Here is a 13,257-nt window from a genome sequence, read left to right as displayed (position 1 = left end):
TGCCGCCTGCCGCAAAGAATAGAATTCTGTCCCTCAAGAGTGAGTCTGCCGCACTCCTTTTGCGGGAGGGGTAGCCTATAATAGAGAACGAGCTCACAATACAAATGTTAATCAAAGGGGTAGAACGTATGCAGAAAAAATGGTTGGGTCTCAGCCTGAGCCTCATGCTGGCCGCCGGAATCGCCGGCTGCGGCGGGAACGGGAACAATAATAAGAGCGGCGGTGCGGCAGAGGGGACACCCGGAGCGGCAACAGCGAGTCCCACAGCTTCGGCCGCAGCAGAAACAGGTGAGCCGGTACAGCTTAAGTACTGGACGGATGACCGTCATGACCAGGAATATATCAAGGAATTGGTCAACAAGTTCAATGAGACGAACGGCGAGAATATCCAGGTGGAACTGACAGTCATGTCTGAGAATTATGCGCAGAGCGTTGACATTGCCTTCACCAGCAACCAGGCACCGGATATCCTCCGTCTGAAGAGCGGCAATACCCCCGAATTTGTCAAAAAAGGCTATCTGGCTCCGATTGACGGTTACCTGACCGATGAGATCAAAACGAAATTCGGCAGTCTGCTGATCGATGGTGTCAACCGTTTTGACGGCAAGGTATATTCTTTGGCCAATACCGGTCTCACCCTGCGCCTGATCTACAACAAGGATCTCTTTGACAAAGCAGGCATCGCTAATCCTCCAGCATCGCTACAGGAAATGGTCGATGACGCCAAAAAAATCACTGAAACCGGCAAATCGGAGGGCGTATACGGCTTTGCGTTGAACTTCAAAAGTCCAAAGTCGGCCTTTGACCGGTCAATGCGCGAGATTCTCTCCTTGAGCGGCTATCAGGGCCTTGGCTTTGACCTGAAGACTGGCCAGTTTGACTTCGCACCTTATTCCCAGGTTATCGAATATTTCAAGCAAATGTACGAGGACGGAAGCATCCTGCCGGGTGCGGAGACGCTGGATATTGACCCGCTGCGCGCCCAATTTGCCGCAGGCAAAATCGGCATGTACCTCAGCTTCTCGACGGAGCCGGGTGTATACCAGGACCAGTTCCCGACAGAGATCAACTGGGCAGGTACGCTGGCCCCAACCCTGGACGGGCAGATTAAGGGAACCTCGGAGATCGTATCCGCCGGCACCTGGCTCGGGATTAGCGCGAAATCGGCGCATCAGGAGGCCGCCTGGAAATTCATGCAGTACATGTACGGCGACGATATTCTGAAGACGTATCATGAGAAGGGCTTCGGGATTGCAGTGGTGCCGAGCATTGTGGAGCAGGCCAAAAATCCGGAGATTGGCGGAATGGAAGGCTTCCTGGTCGGCGAGCATGACTCGCTCTGGCCTGCTGTGCCGAACGTCACGCCGGAAGGCTCTACCTATGCGGATGCTTTTTTCAAATATATGCTCTCGGGCGGAGATGCCAAGGCCATTGCTGCTGATCTGAATACAAGATACAATGACGCATTGTCCAAAGCGGTCGAGAAGGGCGAGGTTACCGTTACGCCTGACCCGGCGTTTGATCCAATGAAGCCGCAGGGAGAATAACGGGTTACAGAGGGGCTTGTACGGGATTCCCGGATCAGCCCCTTTGCTTTCCCCGAAGGAGACCAATCATGATCTATAAATGGAAAAGACTTGGGGAGAACTCCCTGTTCCTGGCACCTAGCGTCATTCTGACACTCACGCTCGGCATCTATCCTCTGATCTGGATGCTACGCTATATGTTCTATGATTATGCCGGATACGGCGAGGCGCTGTTTACCGGGCTGGACAATTTCAGCCGGCTGCTGCGGGATACCCTGTTCTGGGAATCGGTGCGCAATACCTTTATCTTTGCCGGAGGGAAGCTGCTGCTGACTCTGCCGCTGTCGCTGCTGCTGGCTGTTATTCTTAACGGCAGATTGCGCGGGTCCAACTTGCTCCGGGGCATTTATTTCTTGCCGACGGTCATTAGTACTGCGGTCATCTCTGTTGTTTTTTATAACATCTTCAATTCCTATAACGGGATGGTTAACACAGTTCTGATGAAGCTGCATCTCGTCTCCCAGCCGGTCGACTGGCTTGGTCCGAAGCACGCCATGCTTACGGTAATTATTGTGGCGGTCTGGGGCGCGGTCGGCAACTATATGCTGCTCTTCCTCGCCGGGCTGCAGAGCATTCCGCAGGACCTGTACGAGAGCGCGTCCATCGACGGAGCGAACGCCGGAAGACGCTTCTGGAATATCACGCTTCCGATGCTGGCTCCGGTAGCCCAGATGGTCATTATGCTGGCGATTATCGCTTCCCTGAAGGGCTATGAGAGCATCATGGTCATCACCGAAGGCGGACCGATCGGCAAAACGGAAGTCATGTATCTCTATCTCTACAAGCTGCTATTTCCTGTATCCACCGGTTCACCGGTAACGCAGCAGCTTGGTTACGGCAGCGCCGTGGGCTTCGCCACCGCTGTGATTGTCGGAGCGGTAACCGGCCTGTATTTCTTCTTCAGCCGCAAAATGAACAAGGTGTATTAGGAGGCTTATCCAAATGAACGAATCTGTGATATCCAAGCAGCCCGGAAGGCGGCCGCAGACGGTGGACCGGACGCCTGGTACTGCCGGGAGAATCGTAACCCGGACACTGATGTGGCTTTTCCTGCTGGCAACGGCGGTCCTGACACTGTTTCCGCTGCTGATGACACTGACCGGTTCCTTGAAGACCGGGGCTGAGATGATGACGGGCGGAACTCTTTTTCCCGCCAAGCTGCAATTCAGCAACTATGCTGAAGCCTGGAAGCAGGCCAATTTCGCCCGCTATACCTGGAACAGTGCTTTTATGAGTGTGATGGTGACGATAGGGACGCTGCTGGTTGCATCCATGGCTGCTTATGTGGTGGACCGGCGTGATTTTCCGGGAAAAAGGATCTATGTCACGGTGCAGGCGTCCATGATGTTCATTTCAGTCGGGGCCATCGTCCTGCGCCCGCAGTTCGATCTGATGGTTGCGCTGCATCTGAATACCACGCTGTGGGGGGTCATTCTGATTTTGGTCAGCGCCCATTCCAGCACCTTCTTCATGCTGCAGGGCTTCTTCAAAGCGATTCCCCGGGAACTTGATGAGGCGGCGATGGTGGACGGCTCGGGCTTCATCCGCACCTTTTTCCGCATCATTCTGCCGCTCTTGACCCCTGGGCTTGGGGTGGCCGGATTGTTCGCCTTCCGCCATGCCTGGAACGAATACATTCTGCCTCTGGTGTTCACGATGACCAATCCCAAGCTGCAGACGCTAACGGTCGGACTAGCGAATCTCCGCTACGGCTCCTCCGCCGCGATGCAGATTCACCTGATGATGGCCGGGGCCTGTCTGTCCATCCTGCCAATGCTCCTGGCGTATATTCTGGCGAATAAGACCTTCATCCAGGTGACGGCGGGTTCGGTGAAGGGGTAATAAACTTTAAGATAAGCCTATGCTTCCGAAGCGAGTTTTGCGAGGTGGATTCAGGTGAAGCTACGCTATCAAAACTTTTAGGAGGATAACGATGAATTACGGACATATTACAGTACCGCAGGCAGAGGTGCCGGTCTCCCGCGAGGTGGATGTGTTGGTCATCGGCGGCGGGGCGGCAGGGATTGCCGCTGCCATCTCGGCGGCCGAAGGCGGGGCCAGCACCATGATTGTGGAGCAGCGCGGGTATCTGGGCGGAATGGGGACCGTGGCGCTGGTACCTGCCTTCTGCCCCTATACGGATAAGGTCAAGCCGATTATCCGCGGCCTCGGGCTGAAGCTGATGGAGCGGATGAAGCAGGCCTGTGATCCGGGGTATCAGGAGGAATACCGCGAGCAGCTGGACTGGGTGCCGATTGATCCTGAAGTGTTGAAGCGCGTCTATGACAATGCGGTACTGGAGAGCGGTGTGACGCCGCTGTTCCACACCTTTGTCTACGATGTGGTGCGTTCTCCGGACGGACAGACGATAGAGGGTGTAATCATTGTCAATAAATCCGGGAGATCCTTCATCCGCTGCCGTTATATCATCGACTGCACCGGCGACGGCGACGTTGCTGCCCTGTCGGGCGTGCCGTTCCAGAAGGGGGGCGGAGACGGGGAGCTTCAGCCGGGCAGCATGTGTTATCTGCTGGCGAATGTGGACCGTCCAAGCTTCAACCGCTTCCTGGCGGAGACGGGAGATACAGGTCAATTGCACCGGACGGTGGAGCAAGCCATCCTGGAGGGAGCGCTGCCGGAAGGCCGCAAATCGATCTCCGGCCTGGCCTGGGTGAGCGATCAGCTGGTCGGCGTTAACTTCGGCCATGTGTTCGGGGTGGACGGAACGAAGGCTGAGGACCTGACACACGGAGCCATTGAAGGCCGCCGGACGGTGCTGCGGCAGCTTGAATTCTTCCGCAAGTATGTGCCTGGCTTCGAACAGGCGCATCTGGTGGCAAGCGGAGAGCAGCTTGGCATCCGGGAGACGCGGCGCATCCAGGGCGATTATACGCTGACTGTGGACGACTTCGTGGCCGCGCGTTCTTTTCCTGACGATATAGCGCGCAATGCCTACTATATTGACATTCATCTGGCGACAAGCAAAAGTGATATGACCTTCAATCATCTGCCGCCGGGAGTCTCCCACGGGGTGCCTTACCGGGTGATGCTGCCGGTGGGCATCCGCAATCTGTGGGTGGCGGGACGTTCGGTGTCCTCGGACCGGGCGGTGCAAGGCTCCCTGCGCGTCATGCCGAACTGCTTCTCGATGGGCCAGGCCTGCGGCACAGCGGCAACGCTTGCACTCCGGGACGGCACGGACTCCCGCAGTATCTCGATTCCTGAGCTTCAGCAGCGTCTGCTGGAGCAGGATGTGTGGCTCGGGGAGAATTTCGTCCCGGGGGCGGCGGAGCAGGATGCGGAAGCGGGGCAGGCGCAGTGAGCGGCGCGGAGAATGTGGAGAACGTGAAGAATGTGAATAGCTTGAAGAGCGTGGAGAGTGTGAAGAACGTGGGAAGTATGGAGAGCGTGGAGCGAACGGAGAGTGTGAAGAGCGGGAAGAGTCTGGAACGCGTGGACAGTGTGGAGAGCGTGGGGAACGGAAAGAACGTGGAGAAGGTGAAGAGAGAGGAGCGCGCAGAGAGCGGGAAGAGCGGGAAGAGTGTGGGGAACGTGAAGAACGTGAAGAGTGTGGAGAGCGGGAAGAACGTGAGGAACGTGAGGAACGTGGAGAGCGTGGAGAACGTGAGGACCCTCCCTTTGCTGGAGGAGTGGTTTCACGGGGCGGTCTCACTGGAGCACCGGCAGGAGGGGATCAAGCCCTGGCGGATTCCGTACCGGGACTATGATCTATATCCGCCGGACGGGATCGGCGGCAAGGCGGAGATCTGCTCCGGTATCCGGCTGCGGCTGTCCACCGGCTCCAGGACCTTCGTACTCTGGTTTGAACCGCTGGCGGAGGACGCTTCACTGGATTGTGTGGCTGACGGCCGGCTGGTGCAGACGCTCCGGCTTGCTGCGGGGTCTGCGGAGGCCCGCTTTACTGGGCTTCCTTCAGGTATGAAGGAGCTGGAAATCTATCTGCCGCAGAACACCGGTATGACGATAAGCGGTCTTGCCATTGATGATGATGCCGTTGCCGAACCGCTGGAGGACCTGCGGCCCCGCTGGGTGACGTATGGAAGCTCGATTACCCAGTGCGTAGCGGCTTCTAGCCCGTCGCGCACCTGGCCGGTGATCGCCGCCGGGGAGATCGGCTATCACTTGACCAATCTTGGCTTCTCCGGAAACTGCCTGATGGAGCCGATGGCGGGCCGGCTGATCCGGGATCTGCCGGCTGACCTGATTACCTTGTGCGTCGGCGTGAACATCTACGGCGCAGCGTCCTCCAGCCCGCGGATGTTCAAGCCGCTGCTGATCGGCCTGCTGGAGACGATCCGGGAGAAGCATACAGAGACACCTATGGTGGTCATCTCGCCTATTTACGGAACGGAGCGTGAGACAGAGGAGAATCCGCTCGGCTTTACCCTGCCGCTGATGCGACGGGAGATCGCGGATACAGTGAAGCTGCTTCAGGCGCGGGGAGACCGCCAGCTGCATTACATGGATGGTCTGGAGTGGTTCGGTCCGGCGGACGGAGAGCTGCTGACCGATGGTCTGCACCCCGGTCCCGAAGGCTATGAGCTGCTGGGCAGCCGCTTCAGCAGCAGGCTGGCGGCTGCACTCCGGGGCGAAATGCTGCACCAGTAGAGCATCCAATCTCACTCTGAGGGTTGCTATGACCCGATTAAGTACCAGCAATAGGCTTGAGTGTATTTTGTACAACTAAATCTTCTGATGTACCGCTGAGTATGCATTTAGTTGTATTTCATACATTTAAACTGGCATCCCTACCTGGGTTATCGCCCATTCCGGCAGATTTAGTTGTACAAAGTACAGCTAGAAGAGGCGAACCTTTCTTTTCACGGTTTTTAGATGTACAGAATACAACTATCGCCGAATACTCGGTTCAAATGCAACTTTAACGTTACCATAATTATTAACTAAATTCAGTCCTTGTGCTCTATGCTCTACTAGCTGAAAATGGAAGATTTCATGTGAACATTTTATAGATTAACTATGCAAGATGATGCATAATAGGTGATGCAAAGACACTGATTACGCTTTCATCTATTAACTTACAGAGGGGAATCTGCACAATGAACGATCTGACAACAGGAACGCTGACTTCAAGTCCGGTGATGGTCCGGCATCCGCTTAACCCGATTCTGAAGCCTTCTGATGTACCCTATGGACCGGCGATGGTATTCAACGCCGGGGTGACGAAATTCAAGGGCAGATATGTCATGGTGTTCCGCAATGATTACGGGGATGAGAGCAAGGGAATCGTGGCTCCCCATCATACCACCAATCTGGGGCTTGCCTTCAGCGATGACGGCGTCCATTGGGAGGTACAGCCGGAGCCTTGCTGGTCCTGGCATGATGAAGAGGTGGTCAGAGTGTATGATCCGCGCCTGAGCGTGATCGGTGACCGCTGTTATATGTGCTTTGCGGTCGATACTCGTCACGGGCTGCGCGGCGGGATCGCTGTCACTGACGATTTCAGTTCGTTTGAGGTGCTTAGCCTGTCGCTGCCGGATAACCGCAACATGGTGCTCTTCCCGGAAACCATCGGAGGCAAGTATGTAAGGCTGGAGCGCCCGCTTCCGGTCTACAGCCGGGGCGGCCGCGACCGCTTCGATATGTGGATGAGCGATTCCCCCGATCTGAAGTACTGGGGGAACCATAAGCTGCTGCTGGCCGTGGAGCAAGTGGCTTATGCCAACGATAAGGTAGGTCCAGGTGCGCCTCCGGTGAAGACGGACAAGGGCTGGCTGACCACCTTCCATGCAGTGGATCTCGATCCTGCCCGGGGCAAGAACGGCTGGGAGGAAACCTGGAAGAAGCGCTACACCGCCGGAATTATGCTGCTGGATCTGGAAGATCCGAGCAAGATTATCGGCCGGGCGGAAGCCCCGCTGCTGGTGCCGGAGACAGCGTATGAAACTTCAGGCGGCTTCCGCAACGATGTCATTTTCCCCGGCGGGATGATCCTGGAGGACTCGGGCGAGGTCAAAATCTATTACGGTGCAGCCGATACGGTGGAATGCCTGGCCACGGCCCATGTAGACGATCTGCTCAGGCTTTGCCTGGAGCCGAAGAGATAATTAGACCGGTTATATAGGCAGGGGGCCTTCCGTTATGCGGGGGGCTCCAGCCTTTTTTTGTTGAGAAATTATGATTTACGCCGCCTGTGGATAGGTATGTACGCAAAAAATGTATAGAAGAATGCTGCAAGAAGTGCAACAATACTGCCCCATAGAAGCGGCCTCTGCCGGAATCCTGCACAAACTGCAACAAATCCAGCGATAACTTGCTCTAACTATCGAAATTTGTGCAAACAATGCAACATTGTACTTCGACCCCGTAACATTTATAGATGAATCCTGCAAAAAGTGCAACAATGCTGCCCCCCATCCAAGCAGTAGGTGAGAGAAGTCGTCAGCATCCCTTACCCGCAGGATGATTTTGTTCAAATAGGCAGCGGAATCTGCCGAATTATCATGCCCTGTCTTGACGCCGGGCCGGAGCAGCCGTATCGTACAAGTGACAAGAACCGATAACCAAAGGGAGGTACAAGGTACATGCTTCAGAAGGAAAAGCTATGAATACATTCACAGCCTATGGCCGCAAGCTCGGGCGGCAGATCGCCGGCAGGTATTACCGGATATCCATCAAACAGAGGATTTTGTTCTCGTTCATCGTACTGATCACGCTGTCCATCGGTGCAATGGGCACCTTCTCATATTGGATTGCCGCGCAGGAGATCGAGGATAATGCTTACGCCGGCAGCCGGGAGACCGTAAGCAAAACGGCCCAACTGCTGGATTCCCGCCTAAATGATGTAGCGCTGTCTGTACAGTCCCTGATGCTGAGCGATGCGTACCGCAAGATGATGCTCGATGTGTTCAGCCATGATGTGTCGAATTACTATGTACACCTGTCCGATCTGCAATATGTCCTCTCTCAGGCAATGTTCAATCAGCCGATCATTGAGAGTGTGCTGATCGTAACCCCGATTGGCGATTTCTATCCCACTACGCAGATCCGGGCCCAGGACAACTCGTTCTACGGCTCGGAATTATATGATCTGAGCAAGGAGCAGCCGGGCGGCTACTGGGCCAAAGGACATTATGACCGGTTGTTTACAGGCAGCCAGAGGGTGGTCTCCTTCGTAGTCCGGGGAATTTATGAATACCCTTACACGCCGATCAGCAATGTATTTATTGTGGTCAATATCAGGGAGAACCGGATCGATGAGCTGCTGAATACAGGCGGAGAACAAGCAGGGAGAAATTATTATCTGGTGAGCGGGGAAGGAGAAGCTGTCGTGGAGTCCCGCTGGCCGTTCCGGGGCAGGTTCCCCTGGAAGCCGGTGCTTGCAGAAGCCGGGAAAGCGGCCGATCCGCAGGATCACTACTACAGCTATGGCGGCAAGGAATATCTGGTGAATTATACAAGCTCAGCCGTATCACACGACTGGATCATCTCCGGCATGCAGTCGCGGGACCAGCTGCTGGGCAAGCTGCAGCGGGTGCAGCGGATCACCCTCTATGTCATCGTTGTTTTCCTGCTGGCGACCTGGCTCATTTCGAATAAGCTAACATCTGTACTGCTGAAGCCCCTGTTCAAGCTGCGGCGGCTGATGCGCAGAGTCGAAGAGAACCAGCTCAGTGTGGTGTATGAGAGCCGTTATGAGGATGAGGTTGCCCAGGTCGGCTTTCAGTTCAACCGGATGATGTCGGAGATTAAGACGCTGATCGCGGATGTGAAGACCAAGGAGGAGGGCAAACGGCATGCAGAGATCCGTGCCCTTACGGCGCAGATGGAGCCGCACTTTCTGTACAATACGCTCAATACCATCTATTGCAAATCGGTCATGGGCGAGAATGACGATGTAAATGAGATGATCCTGTCGTTGTCGCAGATGTTCCAGATCGGACTCAGCGGCGGCAAGGATCTGATTACCCTTGCGGATGAGCTGTCCCATATGCGGCAGTATTTCGCCATTCAGCAGAAATGCTATGAAGGTCTGTTCGAATACACGGTGACGGTAGAGGACGAGGCCCTGCTGTCCTGCCTGCTGCCGAAGATTATCCTGCAGCCGGTGGTGGAGAACAGCATTCAGCATGGCTTCAGCGACCGGACCATAGGAGGCAGGATAGACATCACGGTCAGCCGGGAGCAGGGGATGCTGCATATTTGCATTACCGACAACGGACGGGGACTTGATGCTGCACAGGTCAAGCAGGGGATGGCCACGGCTCCGCAGTCGAGGAAAGGTTATGCCCTGTTCAATATCAGGCACCGGCTGGCGCTGTATTACGGGGATGAAGCCCGTATGGATGTGGGCGGCGAGCCAGGTAAGGGATCACGGACGGATATGTGGATTCCGCCTAGGGAGGAGAGTTGAAGGATGGAACGGAAGCTGGAGCCGGAAAGGTTCAAATTATGTGTAATCGACGATATCAAAAGTGTGGTGGAGATGGTCTCGCGCAAGCCGCCGTGGCAGGAGTACGGTATTGAGGTCGCCGGTACGGCGCTTGACGGCGAAGCGGGGCTGCAGATCATCCGCGAGACCCGGCCGGACATTGTGCTGACGGATATACGCATGCCAAGAATGGACGGCCTGCAGATGACCCGGGCGATTCTGGAGGTGCTGCCGGACTGCAAGATTATTATTCTCAGCGCCTACTCGGAGTTCTCTTATGCCCAGGAAGCGATCCGGCTGGGGGCGCTTGATTTCGTGAAGAAGCCCTTTTCCCTGGAGGAGATTGTGAATGCAGTGCTGAAGGCCAGGGAGCTGTGCCGGGAGGAGCGTCAGGAGACGGCCAGACTTGCTGTGATGGAGGCGAGAATCAGGGAAAGTCTGCCTATTCTCCGCCAGGAATATCTCACCTTCCTGCTGCACCACCAGACGACAGAGACAGATGCCCGTTCCCGCTGGGCCTATCTTGATATCCCGCTGGACCAGCATGATTTCTTCGTGTTTGTCGCCGAGATCGATCATTTCGCGGAGAAGCTGGGCGGCCAGCCTGTGCAGGAGGTCGAGCTGCTGAGGTTCAGCCTGCACAATATTCTCGAAGAGACGATTTCCGCCTGGACCCGCGGCATTATTATCCGGGAGGCGACAGACCGGTACGTCTGCATCATGAACGGCTCGGACCCGGAGACCGCCGCGTTGATTACGGAAGCCTGCTGCACGAATGTAAGCCGCTTCTCGCGTCATACCATTTCTATTGGCGTGGGGCTGGGCACGGCGGCGATTCAGGGGCTGGGTACGGCGTACAGGCAGGCGCTGAGCGCCCTGGGGTATCATTTCTATACCGGGGGCAACGGGGTATTTCATTATAGCAATATCGAGAATAAACCTCTCTCGCTCCACAGCTATTCTGCCGCCGCCGAGCAGGAGCTGCTGTTCGCCTTGCGTTCCGGCAATTCCGCCAAAAGCCTGCAGGTGCTGGAGCAGTTGTTCGCGGAGCTGCTGGACAGCGGGCTTTGGCCTGAGCCGCGTTATGTGGAAAGTGTCGGCTATGAGCTGAGCTCCAGGATCTGCCGGGTCCTGCTGGAGCAGTTCCCTTACGGGCAGGTGGAGCCGCTGGAGCTCCGAATTTCCGCCCTGAAGAACCAGATGCATCCTTCCCTTCAAGATATCCGGGACCTGCTGTCCTGGCTGTGCCGGGAGGCCTGTGCGCTGGTTACGGAGGCCCGTTCTCTGGAGTCCACACGGATTATCCGCCAAGCCGTCGAATACATCCATAGTCATCTGGACACGGGGCTGTCACTGGAGCAGATGGCGAAGCAGATTAACCTTAGCCAGGGGTATTTCTCCAATCTGTTCAAGAAGGTGCAGGGAATTTCGTTCCAGCAGTATGTGATGCATGAGAAGATGGAGAAGGCGAAGGCGATGCTGATCAGCGGCCGGCAGGTTCAGGAGATCGCCCAGGATCTCGGGTATGAGCACAGGCGCTATTTCAGTGAGGTATTCAAGAAATATACGAGCATGACTCCGTCGGAGTTCAAATTGCATTATATTGGAAAAGAATAGCAATCAGCAGGGGAGGAATTTCCGCAGGGCGGAGATTGCCTCCCCTGTTTGTATACAACTCCTACAGAAATCTGCCCTTAATGTGGGCTTACCCGCCTTATCTGAATCCGCCTATAGAACTATAATCAAGTTGTAAGCGAATACAGCAGGGTATATAAGGGGGCACTACCAATGATGAAGCGTACGCTAATGACATCTCTGAGCCTGGTCCTGGCACTCGGCTTGGCAGCCTGCGGCAATGGTAACAGCGGCGGCAATGCAGCTGAAGGCAAGGGAGAAGGGGCGAAGGCCGGTTCGGGGGAAAAAACTAAAATCAGCTATTGGACAGGCGACCGCCACGATGCGGATTTTATAAAGGAGAAGGTAGCCGAGTTCAACGCATCCAATCCTGACGGGATTGAAGTGGAGCTGGTCGTCAAGGGCGATGACTTCGATACCGCACTCGATCTGTCCTTCCAGACCTCGGATGCGCCGGATGTGATCCGGGCGAAGGAGAATACCATCCAGACCTTCTACAAAAAAGGCTTTCTCGCTCCGATTGACGAGTTCCTGAGCGATGAGATGAAGACGAAATTCCCGGCCATGCCGGATCTGAATGAATTTGACGGCAAGCGTTACAGTCTGCCGAACTACGGAACGACCATGCGTCTGGTGTACAACAAGGATCTGTTCGCCAAAGCGGGCATTGAGCATCCGCCGACTACCTTACAGGAGCTGGTGGATACAGCCAAGAAACTGACCGAAGCCGGCAAAGCGGACGGCGCTTACGGCTTCGCCCTTAACTTCAAGAACCCCGGCAGTGCGTTCGCACGTTCGGCGCGGGTGGTTGCGGAGATGAGCGGCTATGGCGGCTTCGGGTATGATTTCAAGACGGCCCGCTATGACTTCAGCGGCTTCGAGCCGATCATCAATGCTTTTAAGCAGATCAAGGACGACGGCAGCATGCTGCCGGGTGTAGAATCGCTGGATATTGATCCGCTGCGGGCACAGTTTGCGGAAGGCAAGATCGGAATGTACATGTCCTACTCCTCGGAACCGGGCGTCTACAAGAATCAGTTCCCGGCCAAGATTGACTGGGCGGCTGCTCCAGTTCCGACCATCGACGGCAATGTGAAGGGGGCTTCCGGCTTCCTCGGGGGCCAATGGCTGGCGCTCAGCTCGAAATCAGAGCATAAAGAAGCAGCCTGGAAGTTCATGGAGTTCATGTACGGCGATCAGGTGCTGACGGATTATCAGGAAAAAGGCTTCGGCATCTCCATGGTTCCGTCCATCAGCGCAGCAGCCAAGACACCGGATGTGAACGGCATCGAAGGCTTCCTGCCGAACAAGTACGATGGAGTGTGGCCGGTCTATCCGTCTGTAGCACCGGAAGGCATGAAATCGGATGACGCCTTCTTCAAATATATGCTGAACGGCGGCGACCTGAAGGCGATTATCGCTGATCTGAACAAACGCTATAATGCTGCACTGGACAGTGTGATTGCGAATGACGGCGTGAAGGCCGAGCCGGATGCCGGCTTTGATCCCGCCGCTCTGGGCGGCAAGTTCGCCAAATAGACAAAAGGTTAGGGATAGAGATATATAGGCCGGGATAGCGGGGGATGAGGGAGCAGCTTCCTCATCCCTCTGCTCTGGCCGTAAAGG

9 protein-coding genes are annotated in these 13,257 nt (G+C 55.7%); all 9 read left to right on the top strand.

The genetic code is table 11. The features are described from left to right. The first annotated feature begins 128 nt into the window (after positions 1-128). Positions 129-1,547: an ABC transporter substrate-binding protein gene (locus tag C173_RS13720; protein ID WP_036725663.1), complete on the top strand. Its 1,419-nt coding sequence runs from the start codon at positions 129-131 to the stop codon at positions 1,545-1,547. Between the two features lie 68 nt (positions 1,548-1,615). Continuing rightward, positions 1,616-2,515: a carbohydrate ABC transporter permease gene (locus C173_RS13715; protein ID WP_036725661.1), complete on the top strand. Its 900-nt coding sequence runs from the start codon at positions 1,616-1,618 to the stop codon at positions 2,513-2,515. A 13-nt stretch (positions 2,516-2,528) separates the two neighbouring features. Beyond that, the gene (locus C173_RS13710; protein WP_036725659.1) at positions 2,529-3,428 is read left to right on the top strand and encodes a carbohydrate ABC transporter permease; all 900 of its coding nucleotides are present in this window, start codon (positions 2,529-2,531) and stop codon (positions 3,426-3,428) included. 91 nt (positions 3,429-3,519) lie between these two features. Next, positions 3,520-4,908, top strand: coding sequence for an FAD-dependent oxidoreductase (locus C173_RS13705; protein ID WP_036725658.1), 1,389 nt, complete (start codon positions 3,520-3,522; stop codon positions 4,906-4,908). Further along, positions 4,842-6,215 carry an SGNH/GDSL hydrolase family protein gene (locus C173_RS13700; protein ID WP_235191886.1) on the top strand — a complete coding sequence of 458 codons (1,374 nt, stop codon included), beginning with the start codon at positions 4,842-4,844 and terminating at the stop codon, positions 6,213-6,215. The genes C173_RS13705 and C173_RS13700 overlap by 67 nt, the downstream gene beginning before the upstream one ends. A gap of 449 nt (positions 6,216-6,664) precedes the next feature. Further along, on the top strand, positions 6,665-7,672 hold the full coding sequence (locus C173_RS13695) for a glycoside hydrolase family 130 protein (RefSeq protein ID WP_036725656.1): 1,008 nt from the start codon (positions 6,665-6,667) through the stop codon (positions 7,670-7,672). A 497-nt stretch (positions 7,673-8,169) separates the two neighbouring features. Further along, positions 8,170-9,978 carry a cache domain-containing sensor histidine kinase gene (locus C173_RS13690; protein WP_036725655.1) on the top strand — a complete coding sequence of 603 codons (1,809 nt, stop codon included), beginning with the start codon at positions 8,170-8,172 and terminating at the stop codon, positions 9,976-9,978. A 3-nt stretch (positions 9,979-9,981) separates the two neighbouring features. Further along, entirely contained in the window at positions 9,982-11,613 is a 1,632-nt protein-coding gene (locus C173_RS13685; RefSeq protein WP_036725654.1) for a response regulator, read from the top strand. A 171-nt stretch (positions 11,614-11,784) separates the two neighbouring features. After that, the gene (locus C173_RS13680) at positions 11,785-13,170 is read left to right on the top strand and encodes an ABC transporter substrate-binding protein (protein WP_036725651.1); all 1,386 of its coding nucleotides are present in this window, start codon (positions 11,785-11,787) and stop codon (positions 13,168-13,170) included. Positions 13,171-13,257 lie beyond the last annotated feature (87 nt).

This window comes from Paenibacillus sp. FSL R7-277, assembly GCF_000517965.1.
GTDB classification, from domain to species: domain Bacteria; phylum Bacillota; class Bacilli; order Paenibacillales; family Paenibacillaceae; genus Paenibacillus_AQ; species Paenibacillus_AQ silagei.
The sequence above is the reverse complement of the archived record's forward strand: the minus strand, read 5'-3'. Positions and strand labels throughout refer to the sequence as shown.

Coding starts and splice junctions, on each gene's coding strand:
- C173_RS13720 (WP_036725663.1), top strand. CDS start 129: ATGCAGAAAAAATGGTTGGGTCTCAGCCTGAGCCTCATGCTGGCCGCC.
- C173_RS13715 (WP_036725661.1), top strand. CDS start 1,616: ATGATCTATAAATGGAAAAGACTTGGGGAGAACTCCCTGTTCCTGGCA.
- C173_RS13710 (WP_036725659.1), top strand. CDS start 2,529: ATGAACGAATCTGTGATATCCAAGCAGCCCGGAAGGCGGCCGCAGACG.
- C173_RS13705 (WP_036725658.1), top strand. CDS start 3,520: ATGAATTACGGACATATTACAGTACCGCAGGCAGAGGTGCCGGTCTCC.
- C173_RS13695 (WP_036725656.1), top strand. CDS start 6,665: ATGAACGATCTGACAACAGGAACGCTGACTTCAAGTCCGGTGATGGTC.
- C173_RS13690 (WP_036725655.1), top strand. CDS start 8,170: ATGAATACATTCACAGCCTATGGCCGCAAGCTCGGGCGGCAGATCGCC.
- C173_RS13685 (WP_036725654.1), top strand. CDS start 9,982: ATGGAACGGAAGCTGGAGCCGGAAAGGTTCAAATTATGTGTAATCGAC.
- C173_RS13680 (WP_036725651.1), top strand. CDS start 11,785: ATGATGAAGCGTACGCTAATGACATCTCTGAGCCTGGTCCTGGCACTC.